Source organism: Ottowia thiooxydans (assembly GCF_040548795.1).
Lineage (GTDB): Bacteria > Pseudomonadota > Gammaproteobacteria > Burkholderiales > Burkholderiaceae_C > Ottowia > Ottowia thiooxydans_A.
The window spans coordinates 132,484-154,685 of sequence record NZ_JBEPSH010000008.1; the positions used below are offsets into that span (position 1 = coordinate 132,484).

General features: G+C 56.2%; 24 protein-coding genes. 13 read left to right on the forward strand and 11 right to left on the reverse strand.

The annotated features are described in order from the left end of the window. The first annotated feature begins 150 nt into the window (after positions 1-150). The 5 genes from ABIE13_RS19905 to ABIE13_RS19925 all read left to right on the forward strand — a co-directional run bounded on the left by ABIE13_RS19905 (position 151) and on the right by ABIE13_RS19925 (position 2,716). Entirely contained in the window at positions 151-822 is a 672-nt protein-coding gene (locus tag ABIE13_RS19905) for a hypothetical protein (RefSeq protein ID WP_354446656.1), read from the forward strand. Between the two features lie 147 nt (positions 823-969). After that, positions 970-1,506, forward strand: coding sequence for a GTP-binding protein (locus ABIE13_RS19910; protein WP_354446658.1), 537 nt, complete (start codon positions 970-972; stop codon positions 1,504-1,506). Between the two features lie 7 nt (positions 1,507-1,513). Next, positions 1,514-1,900: a roadblock/LC7 domain-containing protein gene (locus ABIE13_RS19915; protein ID WP_354446660.1), complete on the forward strand. Its 387-nt coding sequence runs from the start codon at positions 1,514-1,516 to the stop codon at positions 1,898-1,900. Further along, a complete protein-coding gene (locus tag ABIE13_RS19920) occupies positions 1,897-2,262 on the forward strand; it encodes a roadblock/LC7 domain-containing protein (RefSeq protein ID WP_354446661.1) in 366 nt (121 codons plus the stop codon). The genes ABIE13_RS19915 and ABIE13_RS19920 overlap by 4 nt, the downstream gene beginning before the upstream one ends. Positions 2,263-2,356: 94 nt before the next feature. After that, entirely contained in the window at positions 2,357-2,716 is a 360-nt protein-coding gene (locus ABIE13_RS19925; protein WP_354446663.1) for a hypothetical protein, read from the forward strand. 120 nt (positions 2,717-2,836) lie between these two features. Here the strand turns inward: ABIE13_RS19925 and ABIE13_RS19930 are convergent, their stop codons facing one another. Then, positions 2,837-3,244 carry a DoxX family protein gene (locus tag ABIE13_RS19930; RefSeq protein WP_354446664.1) on the reverse strand — a complete coding sequence of 136 codons (408 nt, stop codon included), beginning with the start codon at positions 3,242-3,244 and terminating at the stop codon, positions 2,837-2,839. Between the two features lie 101 nt (positions 3,245-3,345). Beyond that, positions 3,346-4,044 carry a pirin family protein gene (locus tag ABIE13_RS19935; RefSeq protein ID WP_354446666.1) on the reverse strand — a complete coding sequence of 233 codons (699 nt, stop codon included), beginning with the start codon at positions 4,042-4,044 and terminating at the stop codon, positions 3,346-3,348. 158 nt (positions 4,045-4,202) lie between these two features. Between ABIE13_RS19935 and ABIE13_RS19940 the strand changes: the two genes are divergently transcribed. The 4 genes from ABIE13_RS19940 to ABIE13_RS19955 all read left to right on the forward strand — a co-directional run bounded on the left by ABIE13_RS19940 (position 4,203) and on the right by ABIE13_RS19955 (position 7,865). Then, positions 4,203-5,138: a LysR family transcriptional regulator gene (locus ABIE13_RS19940; protein WP_354446668.1), complete on the forward strand. Its 936-nt coding sequence runs from the start codon at positions 4,203-4,205 to the stop codon at positions 5,136-5,138. A 34-nt stretch (positions 5,139-5,172) separates the two neighbouring features. Further along, on the forward strand, positions 5,173-6,240 hold the full coding sequence (locus ABIE13_RS19945) for an NAD(P)/FAD-dependent oxidoreductase (RefSeq protein ID WP_354446670.1): 1,068 nt from the start codon (positions 5,173-5,175) through the stop codon (positions 6,238-6,240). A gap of 106 nt (positions 6,241-6,346) precedes the next feature. After that, on the forward strand, positions 6,347-7,258 hold the full coding sequence (gene gluQRS, locus ABIE13_RS19950) for a tRNA glutamyl-Q(34) synthetase GluQRS (protein WP_354446672.1): 912 nt from the start codon (positions 6,347-6,349) through the stop codon (positions 7,256-7,258). A gap of 109 nt (positions 7,259-7,367) precedes the next feature. Continuing rightward, positions 7,368-7,865: a DUF421 domain-containing protein gene (locus ABIE13_RS19955; RefSeq protein ID WP_354446673.1), complete on the forward strand. Its 498-nt coding sequence runs from the start codon at positions 7,368-7,370 to the stop codon at positions 7,863-7,865. A gap of 66 nt (positions 7,866-7,931) precedes the next feature. Here ABIE13_RS19955 and ABIE13_RS19960 read toward each other — a convergent pair whose 3' ends face one another. The 4 genes from ABIE13_RS19960 to ABIE13_RS19975 all read right to left on the reverse strand — a co-directional run bounded on the left by ABIE13_RS19960 (position 7,932) and on the right by ABIE13_RS19975 (position 12,384). Then, positions 7,932-9,392, reverse strand: coding sequence for a TrkH family potassium uptake protein (locus tag ABIE13_RS19960; protein ID WP_354446674.1), 1,461 nt, complete (start codon positions 9,390-9,392; stop codon positions 7,932-7,934). A 109-nt stretch (positions 9,393-9,501) separates the two neighbouring features. Beyond that, positions 9,502-10,890 carry a Trk system potassium transporter TrkA gene (gene trkA, locus ABIE13_RS19965; RefSeq protein WP_354446676.1) on the reverse strand — a complete coding sequence of 463 codons (1,389 nt, stop codon included), beginning with the start codon at positions 10,888-10,890 and terminating at the stop codon, positions 9,502-9,504. Between the two features lie 81 nt (positions 10,891-10,971). After that, the gene (locus tag ABIE13_RS19970) at positions 10,972-11,409 is read right to left on the reverse strand and encodes a YchJ family protein (protein ID WP_436278449.1); all 438 of its coding nucleotides are present in this window, start codon (positions 11,407-11,409) and stop codon (positions 10,972-10,974) included. An 87-nt stretch (positions 11,410-11,496) separates the two neighbouring features. Next, positions 11,497-12,384, reverse strand: coding sequence for a hypothetical protein (locus ABIE13_RS19975; RefSeq protein ID WP_354446678.1), 888 nt, complete (start codon positions 12,382-12,384; stop codon positions 11,497-11,499). A gap of 309 nt (positions 12,385-12,693) precedes the next feature. Between ABIE13_RS19975 and ABIE13_RS19980 the strand changes: the two genes are divergently transcribed. The 3 genes from ABIE13_RS19980 to ABIE13_RS19990 are packed head-to-tail and all read left to right on the forward strand — an operon-like array spanning position 12,694 to position 15,365. Continuing rightward, positions 12,694-13,506, forward strand: coding sequence for a hypothetical protein (locus ABIE13_RS19980; RefSeq protein ID WP_354446679.1), 813 nt, complete (start codon positions 12,694-12,696; stop codon positions 13,504-13,506). A 9-nt stretch (positions 13,507-13,515) separates the two neighbouring features. Next, a complete protein-coding gene (locus tag ABIE13_RS19985) occupies positions 13,516-14,667 on the forward strand; it encodes a DegT/DnrJ/EryC1/StrS family aminotransferase (protein WP_354446681.1) in 1,152 nt (383 codons plus the stop codon). After that, positions 14,664-15,365, forward strand: coding sequence for a hypothetical protein (locus tag ABIE13_RS19990; protein ID WP_354446683.1), 702 nt, complete (start codon positions 14,664-14,666; stop codon positions 15,363-15,365). The genes ABIE13_RS19985 and ABIE13_RS19990 overlap by 4 nt, the downstream gene beginning before the upstream one ends. On the opposite strand, the gene ABIE13_RS19995 is transcribed toward ABIE13_RS19990, so the two are convergent. From ABIE13_RS19995 to ABIE13_RS20010, 4 genes are all read right to left on the reverse strand, one after another. Continuing rightward, complete coding sequence (locus ABIE13_RS19995) at positions 15,346-16,908, reverse strand: glycosyltransferase (protein ID WP_354446685.1); 1,563 nt, start codon at positions 16,906-16,908, stop codon at positions 15,346-15,348. The genes ABIE13_RS19990 and ABIE13_RS19995 overlap by 20 nt on opposite strands. A gap of 51 nt (positions 16,909-16,959) precedes the next feature. Then, complete coding sequence (locus tag ABIE13_RS20000; RefSeq protein WP_354446687.1) at positions 16,960-18,096, reverse strand: acyl-CoA dehydrogenase family protein; 1,137 nt, start codon at positions 18,094-18,096, stop codon at positions 16,960-16,962. 75 nt (positions 18,097-18,171) lie between these two features. Further along, positions 18,172-18,954 carry a LytR/AlgR family response regulator transcription factor gene (locus ABIE13_RS20005; RefSeq protein WP_354446689.1) on the reverse strand — a complete coding sequence of 261 codons (783 nt, stop codon included), beginning with the start codon at positions 18,952-18,954 and terminating at the stop codon, positions 18,172-18,174. Beyond that, the gene (locus ABIE13_RS20010; protein WP_354446691.1) at positions 18,951-20,030 is read right to left on the reverse strand and encodes a sensor histidine kinase; all 1,080 of its coding nucleotides are present in this window, start codon (positions 20,028-20,030) and stop codon (positions 18,951-18,953) included. Before ABIE13_RS20010 ends, ABIE13_RS20005 begins: the two co-directional genes overlap by 4 nt. A 420-nt stretch (positions 20,031-20,450) precedes the next feature. Here ABIE13_RS20010 and ABIE13_RS20015 point away from each other — a divergent pair, with 420 nt between their 5' ends. Then, a complete protein-coding gene (locus ABIE13_RS20015) occupies positions 20,451-21,311 on the forward strand; it encodes a hypothetical protein (RefSeq protein ID WP_354446693.1) in 861 nt (286 codons plus the stop codon). 22 nt (positions 21,312-21,333) lie between these two features. On the opposite strand, the gene ABIE13_RS20020 is transcribed toward ABIE13_RS20015, so the two are convergent. Next, entirely contained in the window at positions 21,334-22,017 is a 684-nt protein-coding gene (locus ABIE13_RS20020) for an SDR family oxidoreductase (protein ID WP_354446695.1), read from the reverse strand. Positions 22,018-22,202 lie beyond the last annotated feature (185 nt).

Genomic DNA, 22,202 nt, shown 5'->3' on the forward strand with positions numbered 1-22,202 from the left:
TCACCATGCCGGTTCAGAAAAATATACTCCGACCCACTGAAGCGCAAAAGCAAAAACGTTTGCATTTCAGGGGACGTAGTGACGGCCGACGACCCATGTGTCCCGCCGTATCGAAGTCAATCGCAGAAGCCTGAAAGTAGCACAAAAATCATGACCTTCTTAAAACTCGGCGCCTACAACCTTCCTCCAGCCGAGGTCGCATTGGTCAAGACGCTTTTTCGTTTGTTTTCCCACGGCAACACCTTTCAGTGGAAGTTCGTGACCGCCCCACCCTACGATGCGTTGCTGGTTGACGGCACATCGCCGGATGCCGATAACCGGGACGTCAGCCGGATGGCCAAAGCGGTTCTTTTCCTGAAACGCATGAACTCAGGCGCCGGTCCGAACACACTTGAACGCCCCATCCGTGCGGACCAATTGCAGAACTGGCTTACGGCCACGGAAAAGAAACTGCGAGACACCCGTGCCTTCAGCCCTGCAGCTTCGACGGAGGCAGCAGCAGGGGCCATTTCCAGCCAAGCCCGCTTCAAGCTGCGCAGGTGGCCGCCTGCCATCTTGCTTCGCGGTGATGCCACGCGTATCCGGATGGCAACGATACTGTCGCGACGTGCACTTAACCTTGGCGACCTTTCCATCGTGTGCCAGCAGCCGGTCAGCGTGTGCGAGACCTTCGTGCAAGTGCTGCGCGCCGCCCATCTCGTTGACATGGTGGAGCAGCCAGTGACAGAGGCGCCCCGAGCCTCTGATGCTCAGAAGCCTGCTTCGCGGCCCACGTTCTCAAGTTCAGTCATATCGAGCATTCGCCGTCGGCTGGGGCTCTAGCAAGACCTGATTCAGAGCATCAGGCTACATCAAAGCACGTCCACATGAATGGCGCCAAGCCCATGAGGTGCGAACGATCTTTGAGCTCCCCCTCCTCTCTTCCGAGATCGCCCCCGGATAGTTTTCGAACATCTCCAAGAGGCCTTAGTGCGCGAATACAAGATTCTTTTCACCGGCTCCATGGGTGCCGGCAAGACAACCGCGATAGGAACCGTTAGCGACGAACCACCGATCGTGACGGACGTCTTCAACAATGACCTGTCGAACTCCAAGACACATACGACAGTCGGTCTGGATTTCGGACAATTCACGCTCGACAATGGGGACCGTGTCCGGATGTTCGGCACTCCGGGACAAGAGCGTTTCGATTTCCTCTGGAAGATCCTCGCGAAGAACGCCATAGGCATGATCATCCTCGCGGACAATTCGCGCCCGGACCCGCTCGCGGATCTGCGCCTGTATCTGGACGCCTTCGCTGACGACCTGGACATCATGCCGTGCACCATCGGTATCGGCAGGCTGGACGAGCATCCATCCCCATCCACGGACGACTACATTGACGAGTTGGCTCGGCATAACCGGATTCTTCCTGTACTTGAAGTCGATGTTCGCAATCGGCTGGACGTGCTCATGCTGATCGATACTTTGCTGGCTCAGCTTGAAGCCGGTATGCTTGGAGAGTGAAATGTCCATGAATATGAATCTAGCACCCGAAGTGATGGAAGTTGCCCGCCGTGAGGCTGAGCTTTTTCTCAATGAGGTGGATGGCGTCACTGCAGTAGTCGTCGCCAGCATTGATGGTTTCGACATTGCCTCTGCCATGAAGGAGGGTGACGCCGCGCGGGTCGCAGCCATGGCCAGCTCCATCTCGGCCATCGGTTCGGTCGTTTCTCAGGAGGCCAATCTTGGTCGCAGCAAAAGCGTCACCATCAATACAGAATCTGGTTTTGCCATGGTCCATGGGGTGTATAGACACGATTCAGAGTTGATTGTGAACGTGATCGCCAATGGCGACGCTATCCTGGCCCAGGTGGCCTACCGGGCAGCGCAATTTGCCAGGACGCTTGCTGATACATGAGCGGGCAAATCCTGCGCGAAGCCCTGGAAGCGATGGTTGAGATGCCAGGCGTAGAAGGCTGCGCGCTGGTGGAAATAGAAGCCGGTATGGTCTGGCACCATGCGGGGCACATCGAAGGAATTCAGACCTTTGCAGAAGCCGCCAGCGACTACTGGCGGCTCTACCAGCGTTTGTCGCGCCAGTTTCAAGACCTGGGAGACTTGCGTGCGTCGGTGATGATGCACGCCTACGGACGCATTACCCTGCTGCCTTGTGGGGAGGGTGTTCTGCTGGTGACGCTTACGCGCGACAAGTCAGGTACCGACTGGACCCAAGTGCAGCTCAAAGCGAAGGATTTAGCTGCAATCGTGGACTCATTATGATACTTTTCGTGTTACAACCTGAATCAAAAGTGTTTTCTGCGTGGCACTTCTCCCTCAATTCACGCAAATTTGATCTCAAAGGAGACGAGGAAAAATGGCAACGATCAAACAAACGCTCGAAGACCTGATGACCGTGGATGGCGCTTTGTGCGCTGCTGTCGTTGACTCGTCCAGTGGCATGATGCTGGGGTCAATTGGTTCCGGGGTTGATCTGGAAGTGGCCGCGGCAGGCAACACTGAAGTGATCCGCTCAAAAATGAAGACCATGCGCGCGCTCGGTCTAAACGATGTGATCGAAGACATCCTGATCACCCTCGGCAAGCACTATCACATCCTCCGTCCTTCAGCCCGCAAGGAAGGTGTGTTTATCTACTTCGTGCTGGACAAGCAACGCTCCAATCTGGCCATGGCTCGCCGGAAGGTATCGGACGTCGATAAAGAAATGGCATTCTGAGCCAGACTCAGAAACAGGAAACCGCGCTCACGCGCGGTTTTTTTGTGCCCTGGCCATCTTCAGTGCTGCTCATTCAGAAAATGAGCCTCAAGATCGCCTTATCGCGTGTACCGTCAGCGATCAGCGCTTGCGCCCATCCAGGCTGAATGCACCTGCACCGAAGGCGGCCAGAATCAGCAGGCCGCCGGTAATGGCGATGTTCTTATTGAACATGAGCTTTTGCATCATCTGCTGAGCTTCCGGCACAGCCCAGAAATTGTGAAAGAAAATCGCAGATGCCAGCGTAAACAGGGCCAACGCCAATGCCGCCCAGCGCGTCTTGAATCCCAGCAAAACCATCAGACCAGCACCCAGCTCCACCACGATGGCCAGCGCCGCCCCAGCTTCAGGCATGGGCAGACCTTTTGACGCAATATAGCCTGCAGTACCAGCAAAACCAGCACCGAGCTTGCCCCAGCCAGCCGGAATAAACAACCATGCGATCAGGATGCGTCCGATCAAGGCCAGGGGATTTTGCAGTGCGTTCATGAGAGCTTCCTTTGGAAGTAGTTGAGAAAAAAATAAACTGGAAAAGCATTGACGAGGCGAAATCAGGGCTTGCAGCGTTGGCTGCTGCAAGCTCTGGTCATTCATGCCAAATCAAACAACAAGACTTCGGCATCATGGCCTGATCCGAGCGCGATTTGCGATTCGCCCTCAATCATGGCGGCATCACCTGCCGCCAATGGCGTGCCGTTGACATTCAAGGTGCCGCGAACAAGGTGCACGTAGGCCTTCCTGGCTGGATCCATGTCGAACGTGGCACTTTCAGCACCGTCGAACAACCCGGCGTACATGGCTGCATCGGCATGGATCGTCACAGCACCCTCCACAGGTCGCTCGGCGGCGACCTGCTTGAGTTGGCCCCGTGTGCTGCCTTTCGGCAGCGTGATCTGCTCGTAGCTGGGCGGCACACCCTTTACGTTAGGCTCAATCCATATCTGCAGAAAATGGGTTGTCTGCCCTTCGGCATGGTTGAACTCGCTGTGCGTGACCCCTGTGCCTGCGCTCATTCTTTGCACATCTCCAGGAGGAATGCCTTTGATGTTGCCCATGCTGTCCTTGTGGGCCAGGTTGCCTTCCAACACATAACTGATGATCTCCATATCTTTATGGCCGTGTGTACCAAAGCCCCGGCCTGGAGCCACACGGTCTTCGTTGATCACACGCAGATTGCCCCAGCCCATGTGCTCAGGGTCATAGTAGCCTGCGAAAGAAAAGCTATGAAACGACTTCAGCCAGCCGTGGTCAGCGTAACCCCGATCCAGCGATTTGCGAACAGTAAGCACTTTGGACTCCTTTGTGAAGGGGGGAAACGGAAACTGAGCGCCTTCGCCATTTCCGCAATCCCGTTGGAATAGGACTAACTTTATGGATTTCAGGGTCGCTTGAAACCGCATGACATTGATGGCATCATTCAAAATATTTGAATTAAATTTGAGCGGACATGCAAAACCCCAGTGATGTCCTTACACCGGATGCGTTCCGTATCTTGCAAGCCATTGCCCAGGCAGGCAGTTTTGCAGGCGCCGCCCGGGCGCTCGGTGTGGTACCGAGTGCCCTTACCTATCGAGTGCGCCAGATCGAAGACGCCCTGGATGTGTTGTTGTTTGACAGATCCTCCCGTCAAGCTATTCCTACGGCGGCGGGAACTGAGCTGCTCCGCCAAGGCGAACGGCTGCGTGGTGAAGTGGACGCGGTGGTCAATCGTGTCAAGCGAGTGGCGACAGGCTGGGAGCCGCAACTGACCATCGCAGTGGATGGTTTGATAGCCCATCCAGCCCTCATGGAGTTGGTGTGCGATTTCCTCGATTTGAACCCGCCCACACGCCTTCGCATTCGAGATGAAATTCTGAGCGGCACGGTGGACGCGCTCTCATCTGGCCGGGCCGACCTGGCACTGGGAGCGATCCTCGGACCATCCAACGCCGCAGATTTGAAAGCCAGGCCCCTGGGGATCGTGCGCTTTGTGTACGCGGTGGCACCGCACCATCCCCTGGCGGCGCTGCCTGAACCTCTTAGCGATGCAGAGCTTCAAAAACACCGCGCGATCGTGGTCTCTGATTCGACGCAAAGTGCAACCACACAGTCATTTGGCTTGCTCGAAGGACAAGACAGCTTTGTCGTGGGCAGCATCGCCGCCAAGCTCGATGCTCAATTGAGGGGCCTGGGAGCAGGCTTCCTCGCTGAACCCATGGCTCGGCCCTACCTTCAAACGGGGCGGTTGATCGCCCGTCAGGTCGAGCGAAGCACGCGCGAGATAAGCCTCTCCTACGCCTGGAGAGCCAGCGGATCGCCCGGAAAGGCCTTGGCCTGGTGGTTGGAGCAACTCGAAAGGCCAATTACGAGACACGCATTGCTGGAACAGCACCGCGGCGTGTAGAGTGTTGTCTATTACATAAAACGAAAGAGACTGCGTGACCACTCGCTCCCCATCCGAACCGCGCCGTATCGCCATCGTTGGCGCTGGCATCGCCGGCCTGGCCTGCGCACGTACGCTGGCCCAAGCCGGACAGCAGGTTACTGTCTTCGAAGCCTCGGACGCCCCCGGTGGCCGGGTAACCACCTATGAATCTCCTTTTGGAGGATTTGACGCCGGAGCACAATATTTCACCGTTCGCGATGATCGCTTTGCCAAGGCGCTTGAAGTCACGATCCCGGGTCTCGCCCGTCGCTGGAGCGCCAATGCCGTGCGTGTTCTGGATGCAGGAGGCCGCGTAGTCGAAGCGTCTCCACCCGGCCGTGACGCACATTGGGTCACCACGCCCACCATGACAGAGCTGCCCAGACGCTGGGCACTTCCCCTTCAGAATACAGGGCAGTTGCATCTCAATACCCGTGTCACGCAATTGCAGCGCGACGTGCTTGATTCCGCAGCCTGGCAGTTGCACACGGAAAGTTCGGACGGCGGTCAGCGGGTGTTTGGTGGATTCGACACTGTCTTGTTCGCTTCGCCCCCTTCCAACTCTCGGGCGCTGCTGTCTCGCGTGAAACAAGCGGGGCATTTGGTCAAAGGCCTGGAAGCGGTTGAAGTGGCTCCCTGCTGGACGCTGATGATCGCTTTTCCAAACGCGGCGCAACCAGGCCTGCAAACCCTCGGGCCTCAATGGAATGCCGCGCGCAGCACCCATCATCGAGTGGCCTGGCTTGCGCGTGAATCGTCCAAACCGGGGCGTGAGCCCATTGAACGCTGGACTGTTCAAGCCAGTCCGGCCTGGTCGCGCGAACATGAGAACGACGACGAACCACGTGCCACAGCCAAGCTCCTGAAAGCCTTCGCCGAAGTCACGGGTATTCGAGCCGCCCCCGCATGGTCCAAGGCGCTACTTTGGCACGAGGCCAAGACGACCCAGCCCCTCGGCCAAAGCTTCATGTGGGACCCGGCGCTTGGCTTGGGGCTGGCCGGAGACTGGTGCCTGGGCGCGCGGATGGAAGATGCATTCGTGTCCGGGCTGGAACTGGCACTTCAGACGCTGAAACCCTAGGGTAACTGCGTTGTCATTTTTTGCGCCTGTCTTTTGACGTGACGGCGGGTTACGTGGGCTTTGCGGGCGCAGCAGCGTTTTACCTTTTTAATTAGCGGTATCACCCATGTATGTTGGCCGCTTTGCCCCGTCCCCCACCGGGCCGCTCCATGCGGGTTCACTCGTCGCTGCGCTGGCGAGCTGGCTTGATGCGCGGACTCACGGCGGGCGCTGGCTGGTGCGCATCGAAGACACCGATACACCTCGCTGCCTACCTGGCGCGGCTGAACTCATCTTGGGCCAACTCGCCGCGTGTGGTTTGCAGCCTGATGAACCTCCCGTTTTCCAGTCAACACGCGGAACCTTGTATCAACAAGCGCTGGACCAGCTCAGCGCACGGCACCTGGCCTATCCCTGCACATGTTCACGCAGGGAAATCGAGCAAGTACAGGCAGCACGCGGGGTGGTGCGCACACGCGGCAGCGAACTGCCGTATCCCGGCACCTGCCGCCCTCCTCTCCATCACGCAGAGGTTCCCCGCGGCCGAACGACAAAGGCTTGGAGATTGCATAGCGGGCTGGCCTCATATGCGCTGGAAGAAGATCACGTTGTCCGCTGGCACGACAGACGTCTGGGTGACCTACAGCAGAACGTGGAGGCGGCCGTGGGAGATTTCATTCTCCAGCGCGCGGATGGCCTATGGGCCTATCAGCTCGCGGTGGTGGTCGATGACGCAGACCAGAACATTACTCATGTCGTGCGCGGGGAGGATCTCACGGACAACACGCCGCGTCAGATTCTTCTGCAACAAGCGCTTGCCCTGAAGACGCCGTCCTATCTGCATACGCCGCTCGTCGTCGCCAGCGACGGCGAGAAGCTCAGCAAACAAAATGGAGCCCAAGCACTCGATCTGCGTGACCCTTTGCATGCTCTCCTGAAAGCGGCGGAGCATTTGGCGCTGAATCCTCCCTCGTCCAAAGCCAATCTAACTGACGCACTTTCGCAGTGGGTCCGCGAGTGGGCCCGCAAATACCCCTGAACACATGCCCATAGAACGAGAAAATTCAGGGAGAGACTGTTTGACTTCACTGAATTTTTTTCTTTCACCGGCCTCGGGAGCCACCGAAATTTCCAAAAGAGGTTTTCAAATGTTCCAGCTCAGCGTACCTTGGTGGGAGTTCATCGTTCGCGGGATCGTCGTGTACGTATTCCTGATCTTTTTTCTGCGCATCACGGGACGGCGCCAGATCGGTCAGTACGACCCGTTTGACCTGATCCTCTTGCTGATCCTCTCCAATGCCGTGCAAAACTCCATGAACGCTGGAGACAATTCGCTCATGGGTGGATTGATCTCTGCGTTGACATTGATAAGTTGCCACCTGCTGCTAGCGAAGTTGAGCTGGCGTTTCCCACGCATTGGGCACTGGATAGACGGCAAACCCAAGGTACTGATACACGCTGGCCAATTGAATACGGAAACCATGCGCAACGAACGGCTTACGCCTGACGACGTCCAGGCCGCACTCCGAGCTGCAGGGTGCCTGCATAGCTACGAAGTTCAGCAAGCCACTATCGAGACCAGCGGGCAGATCACAGTGGTGCTCCGCAACCGAGGTTCGGCTGTTCCGGACCCTACAGCAAAGTGACGAAAGGCACGATCAGTTCGAAGCACCAATTCAGGCACCCTGTCGGCACCATGGCACTCACCTGGATCAACGGCGCCAGAACTGCGGTGTGAAGAGCACCAGCACTGACAGCAGCTCCAGCCGTCCGAGCAACATGGCCAGGCTACAGATCCAGATCTGGGTTTCGTTCAAGGAACCGAAGTTTCCAGCTGGACCCACCTTGCCCATGCCCGGGCCGATGTTGTTCAGACAGCCGATGACAGCAGTAAAAGCAGTAACCACATCCAGCCCTGTCGCCAGCATCATCAGCGTTAGCCCGACCATCACTGCTCCATAGATGAGCATGAAAGCCATGACCGCGCCTATCACGTCCTGCGGGACAGCGACACGCCCCAAGGCGACCGGGTGCACCACGCGTGGATGAATGATCCGCAGGAGTTCGCGCTGGGCCACACGCACCAGCACCAGCATCCGGACCATCTTGATACCGCCACCCGTTGAGCCAGCGCATGAAACGAAGCACCCCAGAAATAGAAGCAGTACCGGAACGAACGTGGGCCAAAGCAGATAGTCCGTGGTGGCGTATCCAGTGGTGGTACTCACCGACACGACCTGAAACGCAGCCTGGCGCAGTGCCGTTTCAAATTCCGGATACACCGAGCTGCCCATCAGCATCAGAGTGATCACAGCGGTGGCCAGGAACATGACACTGAAATAGGCGCGCACCTCTGCATCACGCGCTACGGGTGCCAATGAGCGCTGCTGCCAGAGCATGAAGTAGCGAGCAAAACTGATGCCCGATAGCGCCATGAACAGGACCGCCGTCCACTCGAGTTGCGCCGAGTCCCAGAAGCCAAAGCTCTGATCGTGTGACGATAGACCTCCCAGGCCCACTGTGGTGCACATGTGCATGAAAGCGTCAGGCCAGCTCATGCCCCCGGCACGATAGGCCAGAAGACAAGCCACAGAAAGCACAAAGTACACCCCCCAAAGACCGCGCGCCGTTTCCGCGACGCGCGGGGTCAGGCGCTGCTCCTTCATGGGGCCGGGCATTTCAGCTTTGTAGAGCTGCATCCCGCCCAAGCCCAGAAATGGAAGAATGGCTACTGCCAAAAGCATGATGCCCAAGCCACCCACCAATTGCAGGAAGCATCGCCAGATGTTGACAGACGTAGCCAGCAGATCGATCCCAGCCAATGTCGTTGCACCCGTGGCCGAAAGACCACTCATGGCTTCGAAGTAGGCGTCTGTCCACGAGATACCGTCCACCACGAACATCAAAGGCAGCGCGGCATAGGCGGGTAACACCACCCACACAAGAGTCACCAGCAAAAAGCCGTCTCTCGTCGTCAACTCATCCGCTGACTGCCGGTTTCGCACCCATAGCCACGCCCCCGTGGCCAAGGTGAACAAGAAGCACCAGGCCCAAACTTTCCAGTGTCGCCCATCTTCTCCCAGCCAATCCCACGCGGCGGGCACCAGAAAGGCAAATGAGAAGCCCATGATGACCCATGAAAGCACTAGAAACGTGGCAGAAAAACGTTTCATTTTCTTGATTCAACGTAAGGCATGAGTCATTGATCGAGGGCCAGGGCTTTTCGAACTTCGTTGGCGTTTCGGTTTCTGGGAAATGCGCCGCGACGAACGTGGACGCATCCTAGAAAAAAGTGGCACGCACCTGGAAGAGTTTTTCCACCTCACGCACCTTTCTTTTGTGCGGCAGGAAAATGATGACGTGATCATCGGCCTCAATGACCGTCTCGTCACTGGGCATCAGCACGCGCGCGGCTCCATCTTGCCCGCGAACCAGCGCGCCAATGCGAACGCCTGCCGGCAGTTTGACTTCGCCAATGCTGCGCCCCACCAGACGTGACGTCTTGGCGTCGCCATGTGCGATGCCCTCAAGCGCCTCGGCTGTACCACTTCGCAGGCTATGCACTGCCGCGACCGCCCCCCGGCGTACGTGCATCAACAGCTCACCAATGACCGCATGCGACGGGGAAATGGCGATGTCTATCGTGCTGCCTTGCATCATGTCCGCATAGGCACGGCGATTGATGAGAGCCATCACACGGCGCGCTCCCATGCGCTTGGCCAGCATGGCAGACATGATGTTGTCTTCGTCGTCGCTGGTGAGCGCGATGAACAAGTCCATGTCGCCGACATTCTCTTCCTCAAGAAGATCCTCATCAGCGCCATCGCCTTCCAGAACAAGCATGTCTGGCGGCAACTGCCCAGACAGGTATTCAGCTCGCTTGCGGTTGGATTCAATGATTTTGACCTCACACACGCCGCTCAGGCTCCGCGCCAAGCGCAGCCCCACCTTACCGCCCCCCACAATCATCACCCGGCGAACTGGACTGTCCGGATTGCCTATGGCTTGCAACGCCTGACGCACCTGCTCGCGTGCGACAAGCACATATATTTCATCTCCCGGCTGGACGCGCGTCTCGGCCTCCACGGGGACTTCTTCGTCCTGTCTATAGATAGCGACGATGCGCAGTGGAACTTCCGGATTCTCGGCACGGAAATCAGCGATGGAATGGTTGGCCAGGCGGCTGCCTGGGGCTACACGGACTGCGACCAGATGAGCCTGCCCTTGGGAGAACTTCACGACTTGCAAGGCGCCCGGGTACTCAATCAGCAACTGAACATAGCGAGTGACCGTAGCCTCCGGACATATCACCTTGTCGACGGCAAACCCACTCTTGTCCAGCAACTTGTCCCCTTGGGGGAACTCGGGTGAACGCAGGCGCGCAATCGTGGTAGGGATGCCAAAGACATCGTGCGCAATCTTGCATGCCACCAGATTGGTTTCGTCCATAGCAGTGCACGCGATGAACAAATCGCAATCTTCCGCTCCTGCGCCCCGCAGGACTGAGGGCTGTATGCCATTGCCAACCACGCCACGCAGTTCGAGCCGTGCTTCCATGTCGCGCAGGCGATCAGGATCCGTATCGATCACCGTGATGTCGTTGGCTTCCGACACCAGGGTTTCGGCCACACTCTCACCGACACGACCGGCGCCAAGGATGATGATTCTCATGAGTCGCTTTTGTTATTGCCAGATACTAGCGCGGAGAACACCGTCCTTGGATGCTTCCTGCAGACTGTCTGCAAAATCTTTTCAATAAATCACGCCGTCCAGGTAAAACCAGCGGGTCATACCGTCGATCTCCTCTTGCTTGAAGCGGCTCAGCTCATGCAGCCGAGTGGCGCGCCCCTGAAAACGCGAACGGGCCACGAATTCGACTTCAGCATGCCCGGCATCCAGCAAAAGGTGCGAACGCACTTCCAGCCCCAGCCACTTGACCCCCCTATCGAAGTCGATTGAACCCGGCCTGGTCGATGGATGCCAAGTTGCCAGCAGGTAGGAGGCGTCTTCGCGCACGAACCCTGAGTACCTTGATCGCATCAGCGCCTGGGCATCCGGGGCTGGCGAAGAAACATAGTTTGTGATCCAACGACCGCAACATGCGTCGAAGCTCTTGCCTGCAGGGTGGCCCCCACAGGCGCAAATCTCTTCCTGCGTGACTACCCGTTTCGCACCAGTATTTGAAACCACATGAGCGCCCATTAAATGAGAAAGTGAAGTCTATAGCTTTGCACAAACGCATCCGTTCCGGCTGGTCAGATACGTCTGGGCAACAGGCTAGCGAGATGACTCCCAGCTCACCTCATGCGCATCCAGAACTCTGGGAGGAAGAGCCAGTGAGCCAGGCACCACAGCGTCAGGTGTTCGTGCAATGGACTGCACAACCAAACGCCGTTGAATTTCATAGATATCAAGGTACTTGGGCTCGCGCGTTTTCAAATATTGGCTTTTCAAGGCATCCAGGCTTAAAAATGCACCAAAAAAATCGTCCGCTCCCGGCGAAAACATGGGCGATCTTCCAATATCAACGCCTATTGCGGCGTTGATAGACTGCGTCTCAAGCAGTACAGATACTATCCGCTCCAGAAGGAAATCCTTCATGGGGTAGTCAACAATTCCCTGATGAGGCGTGCATGAATTGAGGCGTTGCCCGAGATCACTGCCAGGATCTTCCGATATTTTCAAAAGACGTTCTGTTATATCCAGCCACTGAACCCAGAAATCGTATCTAGCGGCAAAGTAATTTCTAAAAATTATTCTCGTCTGATCTTGAACGAGCGTGGACAAGTCAAGATCCACCTTGATGTCATTCAAAAAATCCTGCGCTATTTCCAATAACCCAGGATGCATGCTGTCACCTTGAAGAAAACTATTGGGGTAGCTTGCGATCTGTTCGAACGAAGACGAGAAGCTGACGACCTCTTGCTCAGCTTTGGCCAAGACTTCCCTGACCTGGCGGCCTGTCAGCCCTGTCTTGAGACTAAACAACGGGCAAAAAAAACCAATGTATTCGTTTTTCGTGAATTTGTTCTCTTTCAGGACACGGTGGATAGAGACACACTCCAATGCGTCCCAATGACCTGTGTTGCCGCTTTCCAGCGGTATGAATTCAGGCTCTATCAGCCGGCGCGTCGCCTCTCCGTAGAAAAACTGGAACAATCGCATTGTAATTTTTGGTCAAATTTTGCAAAAAATACCGATGTGTCAACGTCTTAGGGATGGTTCAATCGAAGAGCTTGGCCGGATTTCTGCCAAACGACGGCAGTAAAAATTCTGAAACGATAAAAGTCCGCTCAACATCTCAATAGTTCCCTCAGGTGGACGGGCCTGAACACCCTACCGCACATCTTCGCAGTACTTTTAAGCTACATCAAATGGAAGTCTAGCTTATAGTAGCACTTCCCATCATTCTCCACGCACTCACACCAAGAACCTGGCACTGTAACGTTAAAAAATGCCGGTGCTGCGCAGAATATGAGGCTTTTTCAGATTTATTACAATGAGGAAACCCTGGCGAGTCTTGACCAAGGATTTATTCCACTAGACAACTCAAAATCAGAACGTCCTGACTTTTACGAATATTGGCCCATCCGACAAGCGTTGTTGAGTCAAAATTTTCTTGATGATGAATATATCGGGTTTTTTTCTCCTCGCCTGAAGGAAAAAACCAACTTGACGTTCGACCAGATGGCTGAAAAAATCAATCATGCTCGGTCAGAAGTCATAAGCTTTTCACCATGCTTTGAAGAAATAGCCTGCTACCCGAATAGCTTTATCCAGGGCGACGCAGTGCATCCGGGCCTGCTTAAGACCGCGCAAAGAATATTCAACCGCCTCGGCATAAAAATTAATCTGGCCACTCTAATCCAGGACCAGACCAGAACAATATACAGCAATTATTTCGTTGCTACCTATAGATTCTGGAAAGAATGGCTTCAGCTATCGGAACAAATTTTTGAAATTTCCGAGAATAAAAATTCCATTCTCGGAAGGTCGTTGAATAGCAAAGTGAAGCACCGAACCAGTTCTAGTTATGCCATGAAAGTATTCATCATGGAACGCCTGGTTTCTATACTTCTGGAATTGAGAAACATCGATGCGGAGATTGGTATAGATTTCAACAAAATTCCAACTACCTGGCCCGAAGGTGACAGACTTTTCTTTACTTTGATGGATCTGGATGCGTTGAAAGGGCATTACATCAAAACGAATCTCTCTGTGTACCAACGCTTCTATGAGGAACGCCGGCGGCAAATACTCCGGCGTCTTGCACTCGAGACCAGATAGGATGCCTGCATGCAGCCTCTTGAGGTGAACCCACTCGAAATTTCCACTCTGGTATTCGGGCGCCCTGTGCTCCCTCAGCGAGATCTTCTCATTGAACTTCTCGATGAGGTGCTGGCGTCTCGTCAGCTAACCAATGGCGGTGTCATGCACAACCGACTGGAAGATGCATTGACTCAAATGGTGGGTGGGCATGTGTGCCTGACCTCGTCTGGAACCATGGCACTCATGTTGGCTCTTCGACTTGGCAATTTGCGGCCAGGCGGCGAGATCATCACGTCACCTCTGAGCTTTGCCGCCTCAGCACAAGCCATCGAGTGGTGCGGCTTCAAACCGGTTTTTGCAGACGTGGAGCGCGATTTCCCAACACTGGACGCCAAGGCCGTAGAGAAGGCCATCACACCCAACACAGTCGCCATTTTGGGCGTCCACTTCATGGGCATTGCGTGCGACACCAGTGCCTTGGAGGAAGTCGCCAACCGACACAAATTGTGGCTGGTCTTTGACGGAGCTCAAACTCCGGATGTGATGCAAGGTGAGCATCATTTGGCCCAGCGAGGCGACGCCACTGTTCTTTCTCTTCACGCCACCAAGCTTTTGAATACCGCGGAGGGGGGCGCAGTAGTCGTCAAAAGTGCCGAGCATAAGGAGCGACTGGTGCGAATGCGCAACTTCGGACTGACTCAGGGGCAGGTTGTAGATATCGGAATCAACGGGAAATTGTCGGAAATTCACGCAGCGCTCGGATTGGCAGCACTCCCAATACTGCCAGAAGAAATGAGGGCTCGTAGAAATCTACGGGAGATCTATTCCAGGAAACTGGCAAGTGCTCCTGGCGTGAGGGTTCTACAACCCCGTCCAGACAGCTCCGAAAGCCACCTCTATTTCGCCCTGGCCATGCCGGCGAAGATGCGTCAAGCCTGCGTCTTAGCCGCAGCGAACGAAGGCATCATATTGAGAGACTCGTTCAACCTGTTGTGCGGACCCGGCACTTTCTTCGAAAACCACACTATATTCAGCATCGAAGAAATGGCAGTTGCGCCTACGATGGCTCCAACCCTGCTGGCGCTGCCTATGCACAGCAAGATAAGCGAAGCTGGCGCCGGGACCATGACAACCATTATTGAAACCTGCTCCGTGAAGCACTTGAAAGGCCAGGGATGAAAGGCACCGATGAGCTGGATGAGTTGGTAGTCTATGGTGCCAGAGGTACCGCTGAGTTGCTTATCGCCGATCTTCAAGAGGCACGCAAAGGAAGGGTTCGTTTGCGTGCGCTGGTTGACGATGTCAACAACGGCTTCCAGCATCCGAGACTGGGAGTACCCGTTATTTCGTCGCTCCGAAGGCGCGAAGACTTTCCGAATGTACCGGTACTCGTTTCGATGTCTGACGTGGCTGTTCGTACTCGGATTGCAATGCAACTCTCCGATGAGGACGCCACTCTGGCTACGGTGAGCCCGGTCGGACCGGGAGCACTCGCCTCTCACCCGCAGATTGGAGTGGGAAGTTTCTTCTTCTCCGGCACGCGAATCGGCCCCAACATCCGTACGGGGGTAGGCGTTCAAGTGTTGGGCACCTTGGTCGCCCACGACGTGACTATCGGAGATTTTTCAAACATTGGCGCGGACGCTTCCGTGTACGGGCACGTTGAAATTGCAGACCACGTCAATATTGCGCCTAGTGCGATCGTTGGCAACGGCAGTCCCGGTAAGCCTTTAAAAATAGGCTCAGGGGCCATTCTGGGAGTGGGGGCTGTAGTGACCCGGGACGTCCCCGCCGGCGCCCGCATGGTCGGTAACCCTGCCATGACCACGCAGGAATGGAAACAACTGCGCAAGCTACTCAGCGAGTCGTCGAATTAACCAGTTGGACCAATGTGTCGCAGTAGGCTGAGAAGGACCCGGATTCACGGACAAATTTTCGCCTTTCTCTCTGCCTGAGAGAAGAATCTTCACGCACCAGGCGCAGCGCCTCCTCTACAAAGCGGTCCTGATCATCTGGTGGCACAAATCGGCCAAGCGCATCAGCAGCGCCCCTTAGCCCAATTTTCGCCGCGTACCCGACAAACCCAGTGCCCACCCCGCCAGCGTGTATGGCAGTTGTGGGCCCCGCGTCCTCACGAGAGGTAAGCAGGTAGGCCGCAGCTTCACGGTACCAGGCTGCTGAATTCTTCACGAAGCCCGGCAGCAGGAGGGGCAACCCGTCTGACTGAGCCTTTTCAGCCAAACCTTGTGCCCAGACGTCCAGGTTTCCGAGCCACACAAAGGTTGAACTCTGAAGCCGACCGTGTATGGCACGACACGCCTCAAGGAAAAGATCGAACCCTTTTCGGTAGTCTCCGTGTCCAGCGCCAATAAACAGGGTTTTGTCCTTGAATTGGCGGTGCACCTCAGAAAACTCACTGAAACGCAGCTTCTGCTGAATGACCCCAGGGTGAACTACCGGTAGCTCTCCGAGTTCCGCGTGAAGATCGGTCTTCATCATTTGAAAAGACGCCACCAAATGAACGCCGTGCAACTGCGCTGCCTGCAATGCTGACACAAGGTTCTGTTGGGCCAGATAGCCCCGCATCTCGTGAATGAGCAAAACAGTATGGTGTCCGGTGCGTGCCGAAAGCTCACCAACTTTAGCGGCCGCGGCAGTGTTGACCAGCACTGGGATCTGCCTGTGAATTCCGCAAAACAACCCTTCGCCGTGCCAACCTTCAGCCAATAGAAAAACAGGTCCCAGCGCCTCAAAAGCCTCCTGCAACGGACCTCCGTTGGTAAGAACGAAACATGGCGAATAGCCACGTGCAGAAAAATCTCTTGCAATGTCCAGGAGAAGCAAGGGAACGCCAGCCTCCTGCGCATCATGAACGGCGAGCACGATTGGTTTTTTCAGCGTCCAGGTGGCGTCCCATGCGGCCTGTCTTGATTCTTCACGGGTACGGTTGAACGGAACCGGAAGCCGATGAATTGCCCGTCCCCGCGTCACGTAGTGCTTGAATGCATTCTTCTGGCCCAGCGGGAGATAACAGCGGGCATAAAAATTCGAATTGAACAGCCTGGAAGGACTCCGACCCTCCCCATCCCCATACATGACATAGTGCAAACTTGGTTGCACTTTCGCTGTGGAGAGGTCTGGGTAGGTCTCAATGTAATCGTTGGGATCGATTAAAGGGTGCGGCTTCCTGTAGCTTCCTGCCTGCTCGTGTGCAATGAAATTTTCAAGAGCAGTGCGCTCACCATTCGCATTCCAATCCGGGTATTCGTTTTTGTAGAAGTTGGTATTGAAGTACGGTGAAGGATCCAGCTCCTGCGCATCTCCTGTAGCTACAAAATGTGCGAAGGGATCTGAGGGAGATTCGCTGATCTGCCGCAGGTAATAATCGTCATCAAAGAACTGATCTATCAAGTTGTTCAAGTCTTGATTCCCCCAGGTCTGGGAACTTCGCCATAGTCCGGATAGCCGTCTCTACAGCGCCCGCGAAATGATGATCTTCTGCACGTCACTCGTGCCTTCATAGATCTGGCACACACGCACGTCGCGGTAGATGCGCTCGACGGGGAAGTCGGCCACATAGCCGTAGCCGCCCAAGGTCTGAATGGCTGCAGAACATATCTGTTCGGCCACCTCACTGGCAAACAGCTTGGCCATCGCAGCTTCCTTCAAGCAAGGTCGTCCAGCGTCGCGCAGCGCTGCTGCATGCCAGATGAGCTGGCGGGCCGCTTCCAACCTGGTCGAACACTCAGCCAGTCGAAAACTCACGGCTTGATGGTTGAAGATGGCCGTGCCGAATGCTTCACGCTCCTTGGCATACTGAATGGCCACTTCCAATGCGGACCGCGCCATGCCTATGCTTTGTGCCGCAATGCCTATTCGTCCACCTTCCAGAGAACTCAAAGCAATCTTATAGCCCTCGCCTTCTTCCCCAATGCGGTTTTCAACCGGGACACGACAATTTTCAAGATTGATCTGCGCAGTGTCACTGGAGTGCTGGCCCAGCTTGTCTTCAAGACGTGCCACCACCCAACCGGCATTGCCCAGGTTGTGGGTGGGGACGATGAAAGCGCTGAGGCCGCGTTTGCCTGCCGCTTTGTCCGTCACGGCGATCACCACGGCCACATGGCCATTTTTTCCGCTGGTGATGAACTGCTTGGCGCCGTTCAAGATGTATTCATCTCCCTTTTTTATGGCCGTAGCGCGCAGCGCGGATGCGTCGCTGCCCACATGCGGCTCCGTGAGTGCAAAAGCGCCAAGCATCTCACCACGAGCGGCCGGGGTCAGCCACTTCTGTTTTTGCGCCTCGCTCCCATACTTCATTAGGATGGCGTTAAAGGGACAGTTGGTCACGCTGATGGGCGTGCTGGTGCCGCCGTCGCCGGCTGCGACTTCCTCCAGGACCAGCGCGAGCGAGAGATAATCCAGCCCCGCACCACCGTACGCCTCGGGGACACAAATCCCGTAAGCGCCTAGTTGGGCCAACCCCTGGTGGGCCTCAACGGGAAAATGATGGTCTTTGTCCCAGCGCGCGGCGTGAGGCCATAGCTGCTCCTGTGCGAATGCACGCACAGCATCGCGGATCATTTCCTGGTCTTCGGTCAATAGCATCGTTGTCTCTCGTCATGTTGCGGACTGGTCTGGTCCATGAAGTTCCACACATCTGGATGGGCCCCCGAGCCAGCGCTATTTTCTCGCCATGAAGCGGGCTCTGACGTCGGAGGTGTAAGTTCGGCCAACTCGGGCCACGGCGCCATCGGCAAGCACCACGGTCAGTGACGAGAACGAGCTCACACCAAGACGAACTACTGCGCCAGCTCGCACCATCGTACTGCGGTGAATGCGAACAAAGTCTTGCGCAGGCAGCTGGCTTTTCAGTTCAGATAAGGTGGCATTGTGCAGGTATTCGCGCCCTTCGGCGTAGATTCGTGCATAGTCGCCCTCAGCCTGAATGCGCGTGATGCTGGAGGCCGCAAGCCGCACGTACTCACCCCTTGTTTTTACCCAGATTTCCATCGGCGCGGACTGGGGCTGCGATGAGCGTCGCAAGGTAGCGATTACTTCTTCCAGTTCCGCAATACGTCCGGCGTTGCTTTGTAGTTCAGTCGCACGGCGGGCCCGATCCAAAGCAAGATGAAACCGTCCCGGCTCGATAGGCTTGGTGATGTAGTCGGTGGCGCTAGCGTCGAAAGCGCGACAAGCCTGATCGTCAAAAGCGGTGACGAACACCACTGCGGGTGGCTCCGACCTGCCTGAAATCCGCGCCAGCAGATCGAAGCCCGTGCCACCGGGCATTTGGATGTCGAGTAGGAGAATCTGAGCATCAAGCCGATCCAATTGCGCGATCGCCTGGGGCACATTGGCGGCCTCCGCAATAGCGCCCACCCAGGGTAACTGGCGAAGCAGCCGCAGGACGCGCCGCCGCGCCAATGGCTCGTCGTCCACGACCAAGACATCGAGCAGTCTCACGCCGTTCTCCAAGGAAGTTCGATTTCCACCCGGAAACGCGTGCCGTCCGCCGCATCGATTCGAAAAGCACCTGCATCGCCAAAACGCACCCGAATACGCTCAGCCACGTTCCGCAGTCCAATGCCAAGCCCTTCGGGTGAGGTGAAGCGAGCGGCGTTCGGATAACGTGTGTTCTCTACCGCCATGCACAAACTCTCGTTACGACGCCGTGCCCATATTCGAATCTGTGTATGTTCGAGCGATTGCCCAACACCGTGCTTGATAGCATTTTCGATCAAGGGTTGCAGCAGCAGGCTGGGCACCATGGCGTGGTGCATTTGTTCCGGCACGTCCACGACGAAATCCATTCGATCCGCGTATCGTTCTCGCTCGATGGCGAGGTAGTCCTGCTGCAATCGCAACTCCTCGGCCAGGGCGACATCAAGCATAGGGTCCAGTGCCAGAGAGGTTCTCAGAAAATTCGAGAGCGACTGCACCATGCGCTCAGCGCGCGTGGCGGCGCCCTCCTCGATCAGGCCCGCGATGGAGTTAAGCGTATTGAAAAGAAAGTGTGGGTTGACCTGGTAGCGAAGCGCTTGCATCTGCGCAGTCAAGGCCTCCTCTCGAACGGCAGCCAACCTGCGCTCGCGGTCACGTACCTCGAAGTTGTAGAGCAAGGCCATGAACAGGCAACTCCAGCCGAACATCATTGATGCCCCCTCTATCAGCATGTAGGCGGCGTAGAGTTTGTCGAACTTGACAGGCTCGGGGTACTCGCAAATAGCGTAGTTGAGGAAATCGATTCCAGTGAAGATGGGCGCGGCGATCGCTGTCATCCCAAAGCAGAGCAAAGCCTTCTGAGTGAATGAGTACCTGCGCAAGCGGAATAAAACCAACGACATGGCATAAGTCATCAACGCGCTCAGACTGAAAAGCACCACCTTGAGCGGGGCTGAATCGATGGGATCAATATTGATGAAGTAGCCGAGGATGCTGTCGGCCACGAACATGCAGGCCCAGTAAAGCAAGCTGAGTCGCAGCGTGGCTCGTCGCAAGGCCTTGCCAAAGCTGCCGATCCCGTCATTTGCTTCTTCCATGGTTTTCCCTTCGCGAGCCACAGCAGTGATAGTGAATTTCCAATAGTAGAAGCACCCTCTTGCGTTCACCGGCTTTTTTCAGCCGTCCGTCGAATTCAAGAGCGCTTCGTCGGCATAGTTTTGTCGTTGACAAGGCAGCAGGCTGCGCAGCTGGCAAAGCTTTCTATGCTTGCTGGCATCCCGACATTTTTAACTGGAAAGTTCCTATGCGTCTTGCGATTTTCCCACCACGCATGCAACGCGCGCGGCCTGACTCAGTGTGCTCTGACACCTCATGCGCAAGGCTGCGTGACCTATTTTCCCGCTGGTGATGAACTTCCTGGCCTCACCCAGGGCCACTCAAACTCCGCCCGCCAGCGCATGACGCGCCCCCGCAAAAGCCCTCGATCTACCCCCCGCAATATTTCCTTGGAGATTTTTATGCACCTTGACCTACGCCTTCTTTCCCTGCACTTGGCGTCTCTGGTCGCTGGCAAACCCCCCACCCGGCAATCAGCGAAGTTTTTTCTGGCCACCACCGCCATAGCTTGCCTGACGGCCTGCGGCGGTGGTGGCAGCGACGGCGGCGATGACGGTGGCCCTGGAAGCAACCCTGGCACCCCCCCTCAGCCAGGAACCAGCTCAGCCGCATGTTTCAATGAATCTAACTATCGCGAAGGCACGGTATCTGTAGTTGAGCTGGACGCCATCGATCCAGGCGGTCGGGTCTTCAAAACCCGAGTCACCACGACCACCGGCCCGCGCGAGTCATTTGCCAACGCCAGGCCCATCCGATTCCTTCAATCGAGCTTCATCTACGCTACGGGCACGATAGGTGAAGAGAGACACTATATGGATCTGGTAGACGGAAGGGAGATCCGCTACGGCTCCCGCAATGGCAACGAAAACACGGATCCCAGGTATGGCCGCAAGACCAATGAGCCTCCCATCGTGCGGCCTGTGGCCATGAACCCTGGTGAAACGACGGAGTCGACAACCGTTGTGAAAACGGTTCAGGGTGTGAACGATGAGATCCGCCATGAAGAAACGGTGACTTCAAAAATCACTTATGTGGGACGTGAGGCCATCAGTACCCCGATGGGAACTATCAACGCGTGCAAGTTCTCAGGCTCCAGCCGAGTGGTTTATCCGGATGGCTCAGGTTTGACTCAACTCAGCGAGCAATGGATTGCGGCCGATGGGCCTTACCGCGGGCAGGAGCTCAAGCTTGTGTTACAGGACAGCCAGCAGCCCGGAAGTGCCCAGATTTTTGCAACGAAGATCACTTACACGCCGAAGTAAGCTCGCGCTCCCAGCGCTCTGCTTACCAGCCTGCGAGGGCGGTACCGTCGTAGCGCATGAATGATCCGCTATCTGCACGCGTGGCATTGGCCAGCACCTTGCGCAAGCCGGCAGCACTGGCTTGCACGGTGACGGGTGCAGACTCACCGCCCATCGCCGTCTGCACCCACCCCGGGTGAAAAGAGACGAACGTGGCGTGGGGATAGCTATGGCGTGCTGAGGCCATGGCCATATTGAGAGCAGACTTGCTGACACGGTACAGCCACGCGCCCGAACTACCCACGCTACCAATATGGCCCATCTCGCTGCTGATGAAGCCAAAACGTCCACCACCAGGGGCTTTACTGGACTCGACCATGGGAGCCACCTGCGGGATGATCTGCATGGGGCCCAACACGTTGGCATGCATGACGCGATCGAACTCCTGCTGAGTGGGCGGAGACAGTGCGTTGGCTCGGCTGCATATGACGCCGGCCACCTGCCAGGCTATGTCCAGCCTTTCACCGTCAAGTTGCCAGGAAAGACCACTCACACTGGCGGGATTGGTCACATCCAGCTTGAGCGCCTCGCATCCGATATCTCGCAGCTTGGCGAGGCCCGCTTCGTCTCGCGCAGTGGCGATGACACGTGCGCCCTCCTCAACATACTGTTCGGCCAGCTCGTAGCCAATGCCTCTGGAGGCTCCGATGATCAGGACTGTGGACACGATGGAATCCCTTCTACACGCTGTTTTTTGCAAAAAGTCAGGGTCTACTACCAATCCGTTCGCGCTGAGCCTGTCGAAGCCTGTCCTGAGCAGGTCGAGGTGGCGTTGCGCAAGCCTTCGACAAGCTCAGGCCGAACGGTTTTTTCTCTTTCTATGCCACTCACCGTTTGACAGAAACCATAGAA

Bases quoted from the DNA above. Each gene is read 5' to 3' on its own strand.
- ABIE13_RS19905 (WP_354446656.1), top strand. From the start codon at position 151: ATGACCTTCTTAAAACTCGGCGCCTACAACCTTCCTCCAGCCGAGGTC.
- ABIE13_RS19940 (WP_354446668.1), top strand. From the start codon at position 4,203: ATGCAAAACCCCAGTGATGTCCTTACACCGGATGCGTTCCGTATCTTG.
- ABIE13_RS19990 (WP_354446683.1), top strand. From the start codon at position 14,664: ATGAAAGGCACCGATGAGCTGGATGAGTTGGTAGTCTATGGTGCCAGA.
- ABIE13_RS19960 (WP_354446674.1), bottom strand. From the start codon at position 9,392: ATGAAACGTTTTTCTGCCACGTTTCTAGTGCTTTCATGGGTCATCATG.
- trkA (WP_354446676.1), bottom strand. From the start codon at position 10,890: ATGAGAATCATCATCCTTGGCGCCGGTCGTGTCGGTGAGAGTGTGGCC.
- ABIE13_RS19980 (WP_354446679.1), top strand. From the start codon at position 12,694: ATGAGGCTTTTTCAGATTTATTACAATGAGGAAACCCTGGCGAGTCTT.
- ABIE13_RS19915 (WP_354446660.1), top strand. From the start codon at position 1,514: ATGAATATGAATCTAGCACCCGAAGTGATGGAAGTTGCCCGCCGTGAG.
- ABIE13_RS19955 (WP_354446673.1), top strand. From the start codon at position 7,368: ATGTTCCAGCTCAGCGTACCTTGGTGGGAGTTCATCGTTCGCGGGATC.
- ABIE13_RS19975 (WP_354446678.1), bottom strand. From the start codon at position 12,384: ATGCGATTGTTCCAGTTTTTCTACGGAGAGGCGACGCGCCGGCTGATA.
- ABIE13_RS19930 (WP_354446664.1), bottom strand. From the start codon at position 3,244: ATGAACGCACTGCAAAATCCCCTGGCCTTGATCGGACGCATCCTGATC.
- ABIE13_RS19985 (WP_354446681.1), top strand. From the start codon at position 13,516: ATGCAGCCTCTTGAGGTGAACCCACTCGAAATTTCCACTCTGGTATTC.
- ABIE13_RS19925 (WP_354446663.1), top strand. From the start codon at position 2,357: ATGGCAACGATCAAACAAACGCTCGAAGACCTGATGACCGTGGATGGC.
- ABIE13_RS20015 (WP_354446693.1), top strand. From the start codon at position 20,451: ATGCACCTTGACCTACGCCTTCTTTCCCTGCACTTGGCGTCTCTGGTC.
- ABIE13_RS20010 (WP_354446691.1), bottom strand. From the start codon at position 20,030: ATGGAAGAAGCAAATGACGGGATCGGCAGCTTTGGCAAGGCCTTGCGA.
- ABIE13_RS20000 (WP_354446687.1), bottom strand. From the start codon at position 18,096: ATGCTATTGACCGAAGACCAGGAAATGATCCGCGATGCTGTGCGTGCA.
- gluQRS (WP_354446672.1), top strand. From the start codon at position 6,347: ATGTATGTTGGCCGCTTTGCCCCGTCCCCCACCGGGCCGCTCCATGCG.
- ABIE13_RS19920 (WP_354446661.1), top strand. From the start codon at position 1,897: ATGAGCGGGCAAATCCTGCGCGAAGCCCTGGAAGCGATGGTTGAGATG.